Genomic DNA, 16,120 nt, shown 5'->3' on the forward strand with positions numbered 1-16,120 from the left:
AGTACTGCCGTCCCACCTGTTTTATTATCTGGGCGGCTCTTTCTTTTTGTGTCGGCGCAAACTTATATCACGCCGACAATGTTGGCGATACTTGCGAAAGCAACCTTTCAGCTTCTTTACGGCGTTGTCGCAAAAGGAGCGCTGGATGTCGCAAATTCACAGTACCGATGCAGCCGGACTGACAACTTTATCGCTGTTTCCGGGCCTTTTTGCACCGCTAAAAAAGAGTCCCTGGCAAAACACTTGAATCTCCATCGGGCAACCCTGCCACTGTTTTTATTGGCTTCAGGCGACCACTTCCAGTGGTGCGCTTATAGTCCATACGGTTACGAATGCAACAAGCGTGCACAAACCGCAAATTCGGTGCGGTTATTTTTCCCGGCAACGGCCGCATATGTGAAAACCTTGTGAAAACGGGGCCTCCGGCCTGTTTTGTCGCAGGCTTGACCAGGTTCTGCCAATGGTGTTGCAACGCACCAAAGATGCGCAGGACAACCAAAAACGTTACCGGTTCACCCCGCAGTGAGTATTTGGCGGATGCCCGACCCAGTGAGCGTAGACGTTGTGTGCTGTTTTGGTGCAGAAAATTCACGGGCGAGCCTGAAATGTTCTCGTGAGGGGGAGCGCAGACTGCAACGATCAAGGATTTCCAAAGCGTTCTTCGAGTCGAGACTCATGTTGAGGGTCGTGTTGGTGCGCGGCGCAGATAAATGATTCATGTCGGAGCGTCTGGCGATTTATTGGCGGGGGCTGCGTGAAGCCCGCTGCATTCGCAGGTATGCTGCGTCCTGTCGCTTGGTGCGCCGCCGTCAGGGCCGGCCTCCGAGCTGAGTTAAAGGACCAGTCGGGAGTACGTACTGTGTTTGCTTTGGATTTACGACTTCAACAGGACACGCTGGTGATCGGCGACTTCCCGCTTTGCCGGCTGTTGCTGTCCAACGACAGTAATTACCCGTGGTTCATCCTGGTGCCTCGCCGCGAGGATATCAGCGAGTTGTTTCAGTTGGATGTCGCCGACCAGCAGCAGCTCTGGCGAGAAACCACCACGCTTGCGGAGTTGCTCAAGGACTCGTTCGACGCCGACAAGCTGAACGTGGCGACCCTGGGTAACGTAGTCAGTCAATTACACATGCATGTCATCGTGCGCAAACGCGACGATGCCGCCTGGCCAGCCCCGGTCTGGGGCAAGCATCCGGCCAAGCCGTACAGTGCGGAACAGGTGGCGACGATCCGCGAGCGCCTGCGCCTGGTGCTGACTGAAGAATTCACTTTTGTGGAGGGCTAGTCATGAGCCTCGAAGAACGCGTTACCGACCTGGAGAGCCGTCTGGCCTTTCAGGATGACACCATTCAGGCATTGAACGATGTGCTGGTGGCCCAGCAGAGAGTCATCGAGCGCCTGCAATTGCAGATGGAAGCGCTGATCAAGCGTCACGAAGAAATGGTCGGGCAGTTCGGTGCTTTTGAAGAAGATGCACCGCCGCCGCATTATTGAGCCATTCGGCAGGCATAAAAAAACCGCGCGCAGCCTAGGCTGCGCGCGGTTTTTTGCTTTGGATCAGCGACGCGGCAGAGCCGCGATCACGTCTTCGGCTTGCAGGCCTTTGTCGCGGTTCATCACCGAGAACTCGACGCGCTGGCCTTCGACCAGGACACGGTGGCCTTCGCCACGAATGGCGCGAAAATGCACGAAAATATCATCACCGGAATCCCGGGAGATGAAACCGAAACCCTTGGAAGTGTTGAACCACTTCACGGTGCCGGTATCGCGATTGCTCATGTCATAGGTAGTCGGCGCGGCGGCCGGTGACGATTTGTAGAAGCTGACGGCCAGGTGCAGCAGCACGGCAACCAGCGCAATCGCCAGGCTGAACAACACGGCCGGCTGGCCAGCGATGACCGGCATCGGTGCGATCAGGGTCAGGGTTTGCAGGACGACGGTCAGCACCAGCAGGGCGCTGACCAGATTTTGCAGATGCTGGCGCGGGCCTTTGTTCCAGTAGGGAATCACTGGAGCGATGACCAGGTTCAGCAGGCCGAAAAAGGCCAGGTAAAGTGCATCGGGCTGTTGCAGGTAAGGAACGGCTTCGGCTTTCAGGCTGGGTATGAACGACAGCAGCAAGGCTGCTGCGCCCATTAGCAGGTGGACGATTTTCAACATTTTGATTGGCTCACGTTATGACGGCTCACAAGGAAGAGCTGAAGGCGCACGGTTCGCTTCAGGACAAAATAAGAGGCGGTGGACACGTACACTGATCAGCCTATGCGCAACACCCCGGAAAATGGGGGATGGCGACACACTGCCTATTTAACAGCAAAGCCTGCGGCTACTCAAATCAGCCCGGCCAGCGGCACGGAAACGGTCGATTTGTCGCAGTCTGATCACCGATTCATAGCTGCGAGCCAGCGCTTGCCTTGCTAAAGTGGGGCTGAACCTGCTGGATGAATTCAATCACTGTTAGGGGGTAAGCATGGCAATTGATATCGGTATCAGTGAAGAAGACCGCAAATCCATCGTCGAAGGCCTGTCGCGACTGCTGTCGGACACCTACGTGCTGTATCTGAAAACCCACAACTTTCACTGGAACGTCACCGGCCCGATGTTCCGCACGCTGCATCTGATGTTCGAAGAGCAATATAACGAGCTGGCGCTGGCCGTCGATTCGATCGCCGAGCGTATTCGTGCGTTGGGCTTCCCGGCGCCAGGTGCCTACGCCACCTACGCACGTCTTTCTTCTATTAAAGAGGAGGTCGGGGTGCCGAGTGCCGAAGATATGATCAAGCAATTGGTCGACGGCCAGGAAGCGGTGACCCGCACCGCGCGCGGTATCTTTCCGCTGCTGGACAAGGTCAGCGACGAACCGACCGCCGATCTGCTGACCCAGCGCATGCAAGTGCATGAGAAAACCGCGTGGATGCTGCGCGCGCTGCTCGAGCAATGACCCGGCTGCTGCGGGCGGCTTAGAGTCGTCCGCACGCTGTCCAGACTCTTACCGTTGTCGTTGGCTTATCCTACGAGGCTGGTCAACAAGTCGTATGGCGATAACTTTGTCACTGGGTTTTTATGAGGGCGCAGGATGTTGCCTTATAAATCAGCAGTCATGGCAAAGGAGTGTCAACGCTATGGTAGAAGGAGACGGGCGAAACGACAGGATGTCGGCTTCGCGGCACGCTATAAAGGTCGATCCGTTCGTCAGCGGATTCGACATGAATCTGATCCGGCCCTTGTCCCGATCAATACGCCTCAACGGTTTTGCGACCTGCCTGCGACTCGAGCAGGTCTACTGGAACATTCTCGGCGGCATGGCCGAGGACAATCATTGTTCGATCAGCACACTGTTATCCCACGTCGATCGTGAAGTGCATCTGCGTCACGGCGGGGTGAAGAATTTCAGTGCGCTGGTACGGGTAGTTTGCGTCATGAACGGGATCAAAAACCCCGCACCCGCCGTTTCGCGCTGAAACGGTGGTTGCAACGAGGTTGCGGGCTGTGCAGTGTTACGGCTGCACAGCCTGCATTTAATCGATATAATCCCGCGCTTTCGCCGCAAAGCCCTGCGCGCGGCAGCAATCTGATCGCCGAGACACCCCCATGCCAATGTACGATTACCAATGTGCTTCCTGTGGTCATCAGTTGGAAGCCATTCAGAAGATCAGCGACGCGCCGTTGATCGACTGCCCTGCCTGCCAGGCACCCGAACTGAAGAAACAGCTGTCCATGCCGGGTTTTCGCCTCAGCGGCAACGGTTGGTACGAGACCGATTTCAAGACCGGAGCCAAGAAGAATCTGGCCGGTGGCGACAAAGCTGACTAGGGTTTCAAGCCCTGAACGAACGACACGCGTGAGTTTCCGCCTTGCTTGAAGGCAGCGGGATCTCCACCGAATTTCGAATTACGAGAAGCGAACCACACCATGATGCGCAGCCACTATTGCGGCCAACTGAACGAAAGCCTGGAAGGTCAGGAAATTACCCTTTGCGGATGGGTTCACCGTCGCCGCGACCACGGCGGGGTGATTTTCCTCGACATCCGTGATCGTGACGGTCTGGCCCAGGTGGTGTTCGATCCGGATCGCGCCGAGAGCTTCGCCGCCGCCGATCGCGTGCGCAGCGAATACGTCGTGAAGATCACCGGCAAGGTGCGCTTGCGTCCGGCCGGTGCGACCAACGCCAACATGGCTTCGGGCATGATCGAAGTGCTGGGTTATGAGCTTGAGGTGCTGAACGAGTCGGAAACCCCTCCGTTCCCGCTCAACGAGTTCTCCGATGTCGGCGAAGAAACCCGTCTGCGCTATCGCTTCCTCGACCTGCGTCGCCCGGAAATGGCCGAGAAGCTGCGTCTGCGTTCGCGCATGACCACCAGCATCCGCCGCTTCCTCGACGAGAACGGCTTCCTCGACGTCGAAACGCCGATCCTGACCCGTGCCACCCCTGAAGGTGCGCGTGACTACCTGGTGCCGAGCCGTACCCATGCCGGTTCGTTCTTCGCCCTGCCGCAATCGCCGCAGCTGTTCAAGCAACTGCTGATGGTCGCCGGCTTCGACCGTTACTACCAGATCGCCAAGTGCTTCCGTGACGAAGACCTGCGTGCCGACCGTCAGCCGGAATTCACCCAGATCGACATCGAGACCAGCTTCCTCGATGAAAAAGAGATCATGGGCCTGACCGAGCAGATGATCCGCAACCTGTTCAAGGAAGTGCTGAACCTGGAGTTCGGCGAATTCCCGCACATGACCTTCGAAGAAGCCATGCGCCGCTACGGTTCGGACAAGCCGGACCTGCGTATTCCGCTGGAACTGGTCGACGTTGCCGACCAGCTCAAGGAAGTTGAATTCAAGGTGTTCAGCGGCCCGGCCAACGATCCGAAATGCCGTATCGCTGCGCTGCGCGTTCCGGGCGGGGCGAGCATGCCGCGCAAGCAGATCGACGATTACACCAAGTTCGTCGGCATCTACGGTGCCAAGGGTCTGGCGTATATCAAGGTCAACGAGCGTGCCGCCGGTGTTGAAGGCCTGCAATCGCCGATCGTGAAAAACATCCCTGAAGACAAGCTCAACGTGATCCTTGATCGCGTCGGCGCAGTCGACGGCGACATCGTGTTCTTCGGTGCCGACAAGGCCAAGATCGTCAGCGAAGCCCTGGGCGCGCTGCGTATCAAGCTCGGTCACGACCTCAAGCTGCTGACCTGCGAGTGGGCGCCAATGTGGGTCGTCGACTTCCCGATGTTCGAAGAGAACGACGACGGCAGCTTCTCCGCGCTGCACCACCCGTTCACCGCACCGAAGTGCACCCCGCAGGAACTCGAAGCCAACCCGGCCGGCGCGCTGTCCCGTGCGTACGACATGGTGTTGAACGGCACCGAGCTGGGCGGCGGTTCGATCCGTATCCACCGCAAGGAAATGCAGCAAGCGGTATTCCGCCTGCTGGGCATCAACGAAGCGGAGCAGGAAGAGAAGTTCGGCTTCCTGCTTGACGCGCTGAAGTACGGTGCACCGCCGCACGGTGGTCTGGCCTTCGGTCTGGACCGTCTGGTGATGCTGATGACCGGCGCCCAGTCGATCCGTGAAGTGATCGCCTTCCCGAAAACCCAGAGTGCTGCCGACGTGATGACGCAGGCTCCTGGCGTGGTCGATGCCAAGGCATTGCGCGAGCTGCACATTCGCCTGCGCGAAACGCCAAAGGCTGAGTAAGACGGGCCTGAAGGCGCATCTTCGGATGCGCCTTTTTTCTTTCTCAGGTCGAATTTTTCAATTGCCGGCCGCTGCCTCGGCAGGGCGGGCAAGGTTTCAAAGAGCATTCGGAGCAAGTTATGGCAGGTCATTCCAAGTGGGCAAACATCAAGCACCGCAAAGAACGTCAGGATGCCAAGAGGGGCAAGATCTTCACCAAGTGGATCCGTGAACTGACCGTTGCGGCGCGTCAGGGTGGCGGTGATCCGGGGTCCAACCCGCGTCTGCGTCTGGCCCTGGACAAGGCGTTGAGCGCGAACATGAGCCGCGACATCATCGACCGCGCCGTCGCGCGCGGTGCCGGTGCTACCGAGGCGGACAACGTTGAAGAGCTGACCTACGAGGGCTACGGGCCCGGCGGCGTGGCGGTGATGGTCGAGTGCATGACCGACAATCGCAACCGCACCGCCGCAGCGGTGCGTCACGCGTTCAGCAAGTGTGGCGGCAACCTCGGCACCGATGGCTCGGTGGCGTATCTGTTCGAGCGCAAGGGCCAGATCAGCTTCGCCCCAGGCGTCGATGAAGACGCGCTGACCGAAGCGGCGCTGGAGGCCGACGCCGATGACGTGGTTACGCACGAAGACGGTTCGATCGACGTGTTCACCTCGTTCACTGGTTTCTATGCGGTGCGCAACGCGCTGGAAGCGGCGGGGTTCAAGGGCGACGACGCGGAAATCGTCATGCAGCCCACCACCAGCGCCGAGCTGGATCTGGAAGGCGCCGAAAAGGTGCTCAAGCTGATCGACATGCTCGAGGATCTGGATGACGTGCAGAACGTCTATTCCAACGCGGATATCCCGGAAGACGTGGCTGCTCAGCTAGGCTGATGTAAATGGAAAGGTCGCAGTTTTTTGCTGGCTCTACACTTCCCCTGTAGGAGCTGCCGAAGGCTGCGATCTTTTGATCTTTTAAAAACACAAAGATCGCAGCCTTCGGCAGCTCCTACATGTACCCTCAGCTTCCGCATTATTTTCTGCAGGCGTTATGACTCTAATTCTTGGTATCGACCCCGGTTCGCGCATCACCGGTTACGGGATCGTTCGCGATACCGGGCGGGGCGGCTGCATCTATGTGGCCTCGGGCTGCATTCGCACCGGATCCGGCGAGCTGCATGAGCGTCTGCAAATCGTCTATCGCGGCGTGCGCGAGATCATCAAGACCTACGGCCCGGTGACCATGGGCATCGAAAAGGTGTTCATGGCGAAAAATGCCGACTCGGCGCTGAAGCTCGGTCAGGCGCGCGGCGCGGCGATTGTCGCCGGCGCGGAAGAATGCCTGGAAATCGCCGAATACACCGCGACTCAGGTCAAGCAGGCTGTGGTCGGCACGGGTGCGGCCAATAAAGAGCAGGTGCAGATGATGGTCATGCACATGCTCAAATTGACCAGCAAGCCGCAAATCGACGCCTCCGATGCCCTGGCGATCGCCATCTGCCATGCGCATACACGCTCAAGCCTGCTCCCCCACGGTCTGGGAACCGCACGCAGTCGTGGCGGGCGCCTGCGTCTCTGATAGCATCAGCATCAATTTTCCTGAAGTTGGCTTCTCGGTGCCTGTGTTGCCGGCGCGCAAGCCACCTTCAATCGTCGCCAGCCCACGGCTGGCCAGCGCTCAAGGATTCAAAACGTGATTGGACGCTTGCGCGGCACCCTGGCTGAGAAACAGCCGCCGCACCTGATTCTCGATGTAAACGGCCTCGGCTATGAGGTGGAAGTGCCGATGACCACCCTTTATCGTCTGCCGTCGGTCGGTGAACCGCTGACCCTGCATACCCATTTGGTCGTACGCGAAGATGCGCAATTGCTCTATGGTTTTGCCGGCAAGCGTGAGCGAGACTTCTTTCGCGAGCTGATCCGTCTCAACGGGGTCGGGCCGAAACTGGCGCTGGCACTGATGTCGAGCCTGGAAGTCGATGAGCTGGTGCGTTGCGTGCAGTCCCAGGATACTTCCGCGCTGACCAAGGTGCCGGGGGTTGGCAAGAAGACCGCCGAGCGTTTGCTGGTCGAATTGAAAGACCGCTTCAAAGCCTGGGAAACTTCGCCGGCGATGTTCGCGCTGGTGCCGAATCAGCCGGACGGCCCGGCGCCGGTTAACAGCGCCGAGACCGATGCCGTCAGCGCGCTGATCTCCCTGGGCTACAAGCCGCAGGAAGCGAGCAAGGCGATTTCCGCGATCAAAGACAAGAACCTGAGCAGCGAAGACCTGATCCGCCGCGCTCTGAAGGGAATGATTTAAGTGATTGAAGCTGACCGTCTGATCGCCGCCGCGCACAGCCCGCGCGAGCGCGAAGAAGTCCAGGACCGGGCGATTCGTCCGGTCAGTCTGGCCGATTACATTGGCCAGCCGACCGTGCGCGAGCAGATGGAGCTGTTCATCCAGGCTGCCCGAGGCCGCAGCGAATCCCTCGATCACACCTTGATCTTCGGCCCGCCGGGGCTGGGCAAGACCACGCTGGCGAACATTATTGCCCAGGAAATGGGCGTGTCGATCAAGAGCACCTCAGGCCCGGTGCTGGAGCGCCCGGGTGATCTGGCCGCATTGCTGACCAATCTCGAGCCGCACGACGTGTTGTTCATCGACGAAATCCATCGTCTGTCGCCGATCGTTGAAGAAGTGCTGTATCCGGCGATGGAAGATTTCCAGCTCGACATCATGATCGGCGAAGGGCCGGCAGCGCGCTCGATCAAGCTGGATCTGCCGCCGTTCACTCTGGTCGGCGCGACCACCCGAGCGGGCATGCTGACCAACCCGCTGCGTGATCGCTTCGGTATCGTTCAGCGCCTGGAGTTCTACAGCACCGCGGATCTGGCGACGATCGTCAGTCGTTCGGCGGCGATTCTCGGTCTGCCGCTGGACCCGGAAGGCTCGTTCGAGATCGCCCGTCGCGCCCGTGGCACCCCGCGAATCGCCAACCGTTTGCTGCGACGGGTGCGCGACTTCGCCGAAGTCCGCGCCAAGGGCCATATCACCAAAGCCGTGGCGGATCTGGCGCTGAACCTGCTGGATGTCGACGAACACGGTTTCGATCATCAGGACCGGCGACTGCTGCTGACCATGATCGAGAAGTTTGATGGCGGACCGGTCGGTATCGACAGTCTGGCGGCGGCGATCAGCGAAGAGCGCCACACCATTGAAGACGTGCTCGAGCCGTATCTGATCCAGCAGGGCTACATCATGCGCACGCCACGGGGCAGGGTGGTGACGCGGCATGCCTATTTGCATTTCGGTTTGAATGTGCCGTCACGCATGGGCGAGATGCCCGTGGCAGACGAGTTTCTCGACGCCGTCGACGATTGATACACATTTGTTGGTGATTTATTCAGGGTTTGTACTGTCAGACGACGGTACTTTTGCGTTAAAGCTTTGAAACCACGAAAAACAGTTGTCTGGCCGGATTGGCAACCTGAGGAGTAAGCACTAGAGTATGCGCGCGCAAAACGGGCTTGAGCCGTTCGCACATCGTTGTCGCGTTTATTACGAGGACACCGATGCGGGCGGCATCGTGTATTACGTTAATTACCTCAAGTTTATGGAACGGGCTCGAACCGAACGGCTACGGGAACTGGGCTTTGCCCAATCGCAGCTTGCCGGAGAGGACCTGTTGTTCGTCGTGCATTCCAGCGAAGCGCGTTATCACGCGCCGGCGCGACTGGATGACGAACTGCTGGTAAGCGCTGATGTAATCGAATTGAACCGTGCCAGCCTGCGCTTCAGACAGCAGGTCAGGCGGGCCACGGATAATGTGCTGCTCTGCGAAGGGCAGTTTTTGGTGGCCTGCGTGCGCACCGACAGTTTGAAACCCCGGGCCCTTCCCGAAGACCTGCGTGCGGCCTTCGCCGACGCGGTCGGCCCGGGTACACACTCAAAGCAGGAGATAAAGCGTGGAAGCTAACGTCGTCGACCATTCCTCCATGTGGAGCCTGGTCAGCAATGCCAGCATCGTGGTGCAGTTGGTAATGTTGACTCTGGTGGCCGCATCGGTGACCTCATGGATCATGATCTTTCAGCGCAGCAACTTGCTGCGTGCCGGTCGACGCGCCCTGGAGAGCTTCGAAGAGCGCTTCTGGTCGGGTATCGACCTGTCCAAACTGTACCGTCAGGCCGGCAGCAACCCTGATCCGGATTCGGGCGTGGAGCAGATCTTCCGTGCCGGTTTCAAGGAATTCTCCCGTCTGCGTCAGCAGCCAGGTGTCGACCCGGAAGCAGTAATGGAAGGCGTGGCCCGTGCAATGCGCGTCGCCATCTCTCGTGAAGAAGAGAAACTCGAGCAGAGCCTGCCGTTCCTCGCCACCGTCGGTTCGGTCAGCCCGTATATCGGTCTGTTCGGTACCGTGTGGGGGATCATGAACTCCTTCCGTGGTCTGGCCAGCGCCCAGCAGGCGACCCTGGCCACCGTAGCTCCGGGTATCGCCGAAGCCCTGATCGCCACCGCGATCGGCCTGTTCGCTGCAATCCCGGCGGTTATCGCTTACAACCGTTTTGCTGCGCGCAGCGAGACCTTGCTGGGCCGTTACTACACCTTCGCCGATGAATTCCAGGCGATCCTGCACCGCAAAGTGCACACCAGCGAAGAATAAGCAGGTATTTCCCGATGGCTTTAATCGCTCGAGCTCGCAAAAAGCGCAAGCCGGTCGCCGAGATGAACGTGGTGCCCTACATCGACGTGATGTTGGTGCTGCTGGTCATCTTCATGGTGACCGCGCCGATGCTCAATCAGGGCGTGAAGGTTGATCTGCCCAAGGTTTCCAGCGAAGCCTTGCCGCAGGACAACAACACCCAGGTCCTGACCATTTCGATCAAGGCTGACAAGACCTACTACTGGAACCTTGGCAGCGAAGTCGACACCGAGAAGCAACAGGACAGGGCCATGACCCTGCCGCAAATGACCGACGCGGTGACCAAGATCATCCGCGCCGGCACCGAGGGCGGCAAACGCACCCAGGTGTTCATTCGTGGCGACAAGACTGTCGACTACGGCGCCGTCATGGGCGCCATGGGCGGGTTGCAGAAAGCCGGGGTCGGTAACGTTGGTCTGATTACCGAGGCCCCCTGATGCAGCAACAGCGAGAGCCGTCCGCCTCGGAAAGCTACTTCTGGCCTAGTGTTCTGGCAATTGTCCTGCACGTGCTGGTATTCGGCATGCTGTTCGTCAGTTTTGCCTTCACGCCCGAACTGCCGCCGGCCAAGCCGATCGTCCAGGCGACTCTGTACCAGCTGAAATCGAAAAGTCAGGCAACCACCCAGACCAATCAGAAGATTGCGGGTGAGGCGAAGAAATCCGCCGCGCGCCAGACCGAAGTCGAACAGATGGAACAGAAAAAGATCGAGCAGGAAGCGGTGAAGGCGGCGGAACAAAAGAAAGAGGAAGCGGCTCAAAAGGCCGAGGAAGCCAAGAAGGCCGACGAGGCGAAAAAAGCGGACGAAGCGAAAAAGGCTGATGAAGCCAAGAAAGCTGACGACGCGAAGAAAGCCGAAGCCAAAAAGGCCGAAGAGAAACAATTGGCTGATATAGCCAAGAAGAAGGCCGAAGACGAAGCGAAGAAGGCTGCTGAGGAAGAGGCGAAGAAAGCCGCTGCTGAAGAAGCCAAGAAAAAGATCGTCGAAGACGCGAAGAAGAAAGCCGCCGAAGACGCCAAGAAGAAAGCTGAAGCTGAAGAGGCGAAGAAGAAAGTCGCCGAAGACGCGAAGAAGAAAGCTGCTGCCGATGCTGCGAAGAAAAAAGCGCAGGAAGCGGCACGCAAATCCGCCGAAGACAAAAAGGCTCAGGCCCTGGCAGATCTGCTTTCCGACACGCCGCAGCGCCAGCAGGCCTTGGCCGATGAACAGGGTGACGAAGTCGCCGGCAGTTTCGATGACTTGATTCGCGCTCGCGCAGCAGAAGGCTGGGCTCGTCCTCCTTCGGCCCGCAAAGGCATGACAGTCGTGCTGCAAATCGGCATGTTGCCGGACGGTACGGTGACTTCGGTCAGCGTGGCCAAGTCCAGCGGTGACGGTCCGTTCGATGCTTCGGCAGTCGCGGCAGTGAAGAATATTGGACGTTTGACAGAAATGCAGGGAATGAAGCCGAGCGATTTCGCTCCGTATCGTTCATTCAAGATGACATTCACACCTGAGGATCTAGCCTTGTGAGAAACCTTCTTCGAGGAATGCTGGTCGTGATCTGCTGCATGGCAGGGATCGCGGCGGCAGATGAAAAGAACATTCTGGTCACCAGCGGCAGCGATCGGGCTACTCCGATCGCCGTCGTACCGTTCGGCATGCAGGGCGGCGCCGTGCTGCCTGACGACATGGCTGAAATCATTGGCAACGATTTGCGCAACTCGGGCTATTACTCGCCGATTCCGAAAGCCAACATGATCAGCCAGCCAAGCCAGCCAAGCGAAATCATCTTCCGTGACTGGAAGGCGGTGGGTGCTCAATACATGATGGTCGGCAGCATCGCGCCAGCGGGCGGTCGCCTGCAGGTGCAGTGGGCACTGTTCAACGTTGCCACCGAACAGAAAGTGGCTGACGGCAGTGTTTCCGGCACTACTGACCAGATTCGCGACATGGCGCACTTCATCTCCGATCAGTCGTTCCAGAAGCTGACCGGTATCGAAGGTGCCTTCTCGACGCGTCTGCTGTACGTAACGGCTGAGCGTTTCTCCGAGAAGAACACGCGCTACACCCTGCAGCGTTCCGACTATGACGGCGCCCGCGCAGTGACCCTGCTGCAATCGCGTGAGCCGATCCTGTCGCCGCGTTTCGCCCCGGACGGCAAGCGTATCGCCTATGTGTCGTTCGAGCAGAAGCGTCCGCGCATCTTCATGCAGAACATCGACACCGGTCGCCGTGAGCAGATCACCAACTTCGAAGGCCTGAATGGTGCGCCAGCCTGGTCGCCGGATGGCAATCGCCTGGCATTCGTGCTGTCGAAAGACGGTAACCCGGACATCTACGTGATGAACCTTGGTTCGCGTCAGATCAGTCGCGTAACCAATGGCCAGGGCATCAATACCGAACCGTTCTGGGGCAAGGATGGTTCGACCATCTATTTCACCTCCGACCGTGGCGGCAAGCCGCAAATCTATAAAACCAGCGTCGGTGGCGGTGGTGCCGAGCGTGTGACGTTCGTGGGCAACTACAACGCCAACCCGAAACTTTCGGCTGATGAAAAGACTTTGGTGATGATCCATCGTCAGGATGGCTTCACCAATTTCAAGGTGGCAGCTCAGGATCTGCAGCGGGGTAGTGTAAAGATCCTCACTGATAGCACTCTGGACGAGTCACCTACTGTTGCGCCCAACGGCACCATGGTAATCTACGCCACCCGCCAACAGGGCCGGGGAGTCTTGATGCTCGTGTCCATTAATGGACGCGTGAGGCTCCCGCTTCCTACCGCTCAAGGCGAAGTCAGAGAACCGTCCTGGTCCCCTTACCTGAAGTGAGCGGGCGCTACACGTTTTACTTAACACACTGGGGTTCATTAGGAGTTTCACGATGGAAATGCTGAAGTTTGGTAAATTTGCTGCGCTGGCTCTGGCCATGGCTGTAGCTGTAGGTTGCTCGTCCAAAGGCGGCGACAACGCCGGCGAAGGCGCTGTTGATCCAAACGCTGGTTACGGCGCAAACACCGGTGCCGTTGACGGCTCCCTGAGCGAAGAAGCTGCTCTGCGCGCAATCACCACCTTCTACTTCGAATATGACAGCTCGGACCTGAAGCCAGAAGCCATGCGCGCTCTGGACGTTCACGCCAAAGACCTGAAAGCAAACGGCGCTCGCGTTGTTCTGGAAGGCAACACCGACGAACGTGGTACTCGTGAGTACAACATGGCACTGGGCGAGCGTCGTGCGAAAGCCGTTCAGCGCTACCTGGTACTGCAAGGTGTTTCCCCAGCTCAGCTGGAACTGGTTTCCTACGGCGAAGAGCGTCCAGTTGCTACCGGCAACGACGAGCAGTCCTGGGCCCAGAACCGTCGCGTCGAACTGCGTAAGTAATTCGATATGCGAACGTGCCGTCGTGCTGTAACTGTTCTGGCTCTCAGTCTCGCGCCGCTTGCGGCGTGGGCTGCGGTTCCTGTGGTCGATGACAACTCCGGTTATAACAATAGCGGGAGCAGTTATCCGCCTGCGGGTTACGGTACGAACGGCGCCTATGCCGGGGGAGCGGCTTCGGCCCCTGCCTCGGCACAAGGCATGCTGTTCAACCAATTGCAACAGATGCAGGATCAGATCTCGCGCCAACAGGGCGTGATCGAAGAACTGCAGAATCAGGTTGCGCGCATGAAGCAGGAATCCCTGGAGCGATACCAGGATCTTGATCGGCGCATAGGATCCGGCGTTGCACCAGCCGCGACTCCCGAGAATTCCTCTGCCGGCGGCGATGCAAGTGCTGCTGCCGGTGCTGCCGCAGGCGCGGGTGCTGCTGCGGCCGCCCAAGCTCCTGCTGCGGGTAGCGAACCGGCTGATCCGGCCAAGGAAAAGCTGTATTACGATGCCGCTTTCGACCTGATCAAAGCCAAGGATTTCGACAAGGCCAGCCAGGCCTTCGCCGCTTTCCTGCGCAAGTACCCCAACAGCCAGTACGCGGGCAACGCCCAATACTGGTTGGGTGAAGTGAACCTGGCCAAGGGTGATCTGCAAGGTGCAGGTCAGGCGTTTGCCAAGGTTTCGCAGTTGTATCCCAAGCACAACAAGGTGCCGGACTCGCTGTACAAACTGGCTGACGTAGAGCGCCGCCTCGGTCACACTGACAAGGTCAAAGGCATTCTGCAGCAGGTGGTGTCCCAGTATCCGGGCACTTCCGCCGCGCAGTTGGCCCAGCGTGATCTGCAGCGCATGTAAGCCTGTTTATCCGTGTTTTGAAGAAACCCGCGCTTGTCGCGGGTTTTTTCGTTAGAATTCACGCCCTTTTTCTGAACCACGCTTCTTGCAGTCTACGCGTTGGCGGGATTGCCTGAAGTGCCTGACGGAGGCGGACAGCCTGTTTAGCTGTTACGCCCGTGGCGACTATGCAAGACACATTGAGAATCACCGAAGTTTTCTACTCGTTGCAGGGGGAAACTCGGACTGCCGGGCTGCCCACGGTTTTCGTGCGCCTGACCGGTTGCCCGTTGCGTTGCCAATACTGCGACAGCGCTTATGCGTTCAGCGGTGGCACCGTCCGCAGCCTCGACGACATCCTTGAGCAAGTGGCCGGATACCGTCCGCGCTACGTCTGCGTCACCGGCGGTGAGCCGTTGGCCCAGCCAAACGCTATTCCTTTGCTTGAACGGTTGTGTGATGCCGGCTACGAGGTTTCGCTGGAAACCAGCGGCGCCCTCGACGTCTCGGCGGTGGATTCACGCGTCAGTCGCGTGGTTGATCTGAAAACGCCGGGCTCGAAAGAAGCTCATCGCAACCGTTACGAGAACATCGAACTGCTGACCCGCAACGATCAGGTGAAGTTTGTCATCTGCTCGCGGGAGGACTATGACTGGGCTGTCTCCAAGCTGATCCAGTACGGTCTCGACCAGCGTGCCGGCGAAGTGCTGTTTTCTCCAAGCCACCATGACCTCAATGCTCGCGAGCTGGCGGACTGGGTGGTGGCGGACAACCTGCCGGTACGCCTGCAATTGCAGCTGCATAAATATCTTTGGAACGACGAGCCGGGGCGCTGAGATGACTGAACAACTGAACACTACCGAAAAACGTGCGGTCATTCTGCTGTCCGGCGGCCTCGACTCGGCCACCGTCGTCGCGATGGCCCGCGCCGAAGGCTACGCCTGCTACACCATGAGCTTCGATTACGGCCAGCGTTCGCATGCTGAATTGCACGCCGCCGCTCGCGTCGCTCGCGATCTGGGTGTGGTTGAGCATAAAGTCATTGGCCTGAACCTCAATGGCATGGGCGGCTCGGCCCTGACCGACACCAGTATCGACATCCCGGAGGAGTTGGGCGAAGGCATTCCCGTGACTTACGTGCCGGCGCGCAACACCGTGTTCCTGTCGCTGGCATTGGGTTGGGCCGAAGTGCTTGGCGCCCGCGACATCTTCATCGGCGTCAATGCGGTGGATTATTCCGGCTACCCGGATTGCCGTCCCGAGTTCATCGAGTCGTTCGAGCGCATGGCCAATCTGGCGACCAAGGCGGGCGTGGAAGGCAACGGCTGCCGCATTCAGGCACCGTTGCAGAACCTGAGCAAGGCGCAGATCGTCCAGGCGGGCGTGAAGCTCGGCGTGGATTATGGCCTGACGGTTTCCTGCTATCAGGCAGACGATGACGGCCGCGCCTGCGGCAAATGCGACAGCTGCCGCCTGCGTGCAGAAGGCTTCGCGGCGGCCGGTGTAAGCGACCCAACCCCTTATTTTTGATCTTTTTCAAAAAAGGTGTTGAATAGTCCTTAAAAATCAGTATTATACGCGCCACCACACA

At 58.8% G+C, this 16,120-nt stretch carries 21 protein-coding genes; 20 read left to right on the forward strand and 1 reads right to left on the reverse strand.

Going from position 1 to position 16,120, the window contains the following annotated elements:
- Nucleotides 1-48: 48 nt before the first annotated feature.
- The 3 genes from AC0Z4S_RS14180 to AC0Z4S_RS14190 all read left to right on the forward strand — a co-directional run bounded on the left by AC0Z4S_RS14180 (nt 49) and on the right by AC0Z4S_RS14190 (nt 1,494).
- On the forward strand, nt 49-411 hold the full coding sequence (locus tag AC0Z4S_RS14180; protein WP_485623472.1) for a hypothetical protein: 363 nt from the start codon (nt 49-51) through the stop codon (nt 409-411).
- A gap of 448 nt (nt 412-859) precedes the next feature.
- Nucleotides 860-1,285 (forward strand): HIT family protein, encoded by a 426-nt coding sequence (locus AC0Z4S_RS14185; RefSeq protein WP_485623474.1) that lies wholly within the window; start codon nt 860-862, stop codon nt 1,283-1,285.
- Nucleotides 1,286-1,287: 2 nt separating this feature from the next.
- Nucleotides 1,288-1,494, forward strand: coding sequence for a SlyX family protein (locus AC0Z4S_RS14190; protein WP_016773495.1), 207 nt, complete (start codon nt 1,288-1,290; stop codon nt 1,492-1,494).
- Nucleotides 1,495-1,557: 63 nt separating this feature from the next.
- Here the strand turns inward: AC0Z4S_RS14190 and AC0Z4S_RS14195 are convergent, their stop codons facing one another.
- Nucleotides 1,558-2,160, reverse strand: coding sequence for a cold-shock protein (locus AC0Z4S_RS14195; RefSeq protein WP_042607292.1), 603 nt, complete (start codon nt 2,158-2,160; stop codon nt 1,558-1,560).
- Between the two features lie 310 nt (nt 2,161-2,470).
- Between AC0Z4S_RS14195 and AC0Z4S_RS14200 the strand changes: the two genes are divergently transcribed.
- The 17 genes from AC0Z4S_RS14200 (at nt 2,471) to queC (ending at nt 16,059) form a co-directional block, all read left to right on the forward strand.
- The gene (locus tag AC0Z4S_RS14200; protein WP_253504776.1) at nt 2,471-2,941 is read left to right on the forward strand and encodes a Dps family protein; all 471 of its coding nucleotides are present in this window, start codon (nt 2,471-2,473) and stop codon (nt 2,939-2,941) included.
- A gap of 181 nt (nt 2,942-3,122) precedes the next feature.
- Nucleotides 3,123-3,461: a ribbon-helix-helix domain-containing protein gene (locus tag AC0Z4S_RS14205; RefSeq protein WP_253504774.1), complete on the forward strand. Its 339-nt coding sequence runs from the start codon at nt 3,123-3,125 to the stop codon at nt 3,459-3,461.
- A 130-nt stretch (nt 3,462-3,591) separates the two neighbouring features.
- Nucleotides 3,592-3,813: an FmdB family zinc ribbon protein gene (locus tag AC0Z4S_RS14210; RefSeq protein ID WP_253504772.1), complete on the forward strand. Its 222-nt coding sequence runs from the start codon at nt 3,592-3,594 to the stop codon at nt 3,811-3,813.
- Nucleotides 3,814-3,912: 99 nt separating this feature from the next.
- Nucleotides 3,913-5,688 (forward strand): aspartate--tRNA ligase, encoded by a 1,776-nt coding sequence (gene aspS, locus AC0Z4S_RS14215; RefSeq protein WP_039758189.1) that lies wholly within the window; start codon nt 3,913-3,915, stop codon nt 5,686-5,688.
- 119 nt (nt 5,689-5,807) lie between these two features.
- Nucleotides 5,808-6,554, forward strand: coding sequence for a YebC/PmpR family DNA-binding transcriptional regulator (locus AC0Z4S_RS14220; protein WP_024014089.1), 747 nt, complete (start codon nt 5,808-5,810; stop codon nt 6,552-6,554).
- Between the two features lie 157 nt (nt 6,555-6,711).
- Entirely contained in the window at nt 6,712-7,239 is a 528-nt protein-coding gene (gene ruvC, locus AC0Z4S_RS14225) for a crossover junction endodeoxyribonuclease RuvC (RefSeq protein WP_016773501.1), read from the forward strand.
- Nucleotides 7,240-7,353: 114 nt separating this feature from the next.
- Nucleotides 7,354-7,962, forward strand: coding sequence for a Holliday junction branch migration protein RuvA (gene ruvA, locus AC0Z4S_RS14230; protein WP_024014088.1), 609 nt, complete (start codon nt 7,354-7,356; stop codon nt 7,960-7,962).
- Nucleotides 7,963-9,024: a Holliday junction branch migration DNA helicase RuvB gene (gene ruvB, locus AC0Z4S_RS14235; protein ID WP_024014087.1), complete on the forward strand. Its 1,062-nt coding sequence runs from the start codon at nt 7,963-7,965 to the stop codon at nt 9,022-9,024.
- A gap of 127 nt (nt 9,025-9,151) precedes the next feature.
- Nucleotides 9,152-9,619 carry a tol-pal system-associated acyl-CoA thioesterase gene (gene ybgC / locus AC0Z4S_RS14240; RefSeq protein WP_253504768.1) on the forward strand — a complete coding sequence of 156 codons (468 nt, stop codon included), beginning with the start codon at nt 9,152-9,154 and terminating at the stop codon, nt 9,617-9,619.
- Nucleotides 9,609-10,304 (forward strand): protein TolQ, encoded by a 696-nt coding sequence (tolQ, locus tag AC0Z4S_RS14245; protein ID WP_008080223.1) that lies wholly within the window; start codon nt 9,609-9,611, stop codon nt 10,302-10,304. Before ybgC ends, tolQ begins: the two co-directional genes overlap by 11 nt.
- 23 nt (nt 10,305-10,327) lie before the next feature.
- A complete protein-coding gene (gene tolR / locus AC0Z4S_RS14250) occupies nt 10,328-10,780 on the forward strand; it encodes a protein TolR (protein WP_160767866.1) in 453 nt (150 codons plus the stop codon).
- Nucleotides 10,780-11,856: a cell envelope integrity protein TolA gene (gene tolA / locus AC0Z4S_RS14255; protein WP_016773505.1), complete on the forward strand. Its 1,077-nt coding sequence runs from the start codon at nt 10,780-10,782 to the stop codon at nt 11,854-11,856. The genes tolR and tolA overlap by 1 nt, the downstream gene beginning before the upstream one ends.
- A 17-nt stretch (nt 11,857-11,873) precedes the next feature.
- The gene (gene tolB / locus AC0Z4S_RS14260) at nt 11,874-13,154 is read left to right on the forward strand and encodes a Tol-Pal system beta propeller repeat protein TolB (RefSeq protein WP_016773506.1); all 1,281 of its coding nucleotides are present in this window, start codon (nt 11,874-11,876) and stop codon (nt 13,152-13,154) included.
- Nucleotides 13,155-13,206: 52 nt separating this feature from the next.
- A complete protein-coding gene (gene pal / locus AC0Z4S_RS14265) occupies nt 13,207-13,704 on the forward strand; it encodes a peptidoglycan-associated lipoprotein Pal (RefSeq protein WP_003178634.1) in 498 nt (165 codons plus the stop codon).
- Nucleotides 13,705-13,710: 6 nt separating this feature from the next.
- Nucleotides 13,711-14,550 carry a tol-pal system protein YbgF gene (gene ybgF / locus AC0Z4S_RS14270; protein ID WP_041479790.1) on the forward strand — a complete coding sequence of 280 codons (840 nt, stop codon included), beginning with the start codon at nt 13,711-13,713 and terminating at the stop codon, nt 14,548-14,550.
- 167 nt (nt 14,551-14,717) lie between these two features.
- Nucleotides 14,718-15,365 carry a 7-carboxy-7-deazaguanine synthase QueE gene (gene queE / locus AC0Z4S_RS14275; RefSeq protein ID WP_253504763.1) on the forward strand — a complete coding sequence of 216 codons (648 nt, stop codon included), beginning with the start codon at nt 14,718-14,720 and terminating at the stop codon, nt 15,363-15,365.
- Nucleotide 15,366: 1 nt separating this feature from the next.
- Entirely contained in the window at nt 15,367-16,059 is a 693-nt protein-coding gene (gene queC / locus AC0Z4S_RS14280; RefSeq protein ID WP_485623477.1) for a 7-cyano-7-deazaguanine synthase QueC, read from the forward strand.
- Nucleotides 16,060-16,120: the final 61 nt, after the last annotated feature.

This window comes from Pseudomonas sp. 1L-B-1-E-C1, assembly GCF_057291835.1.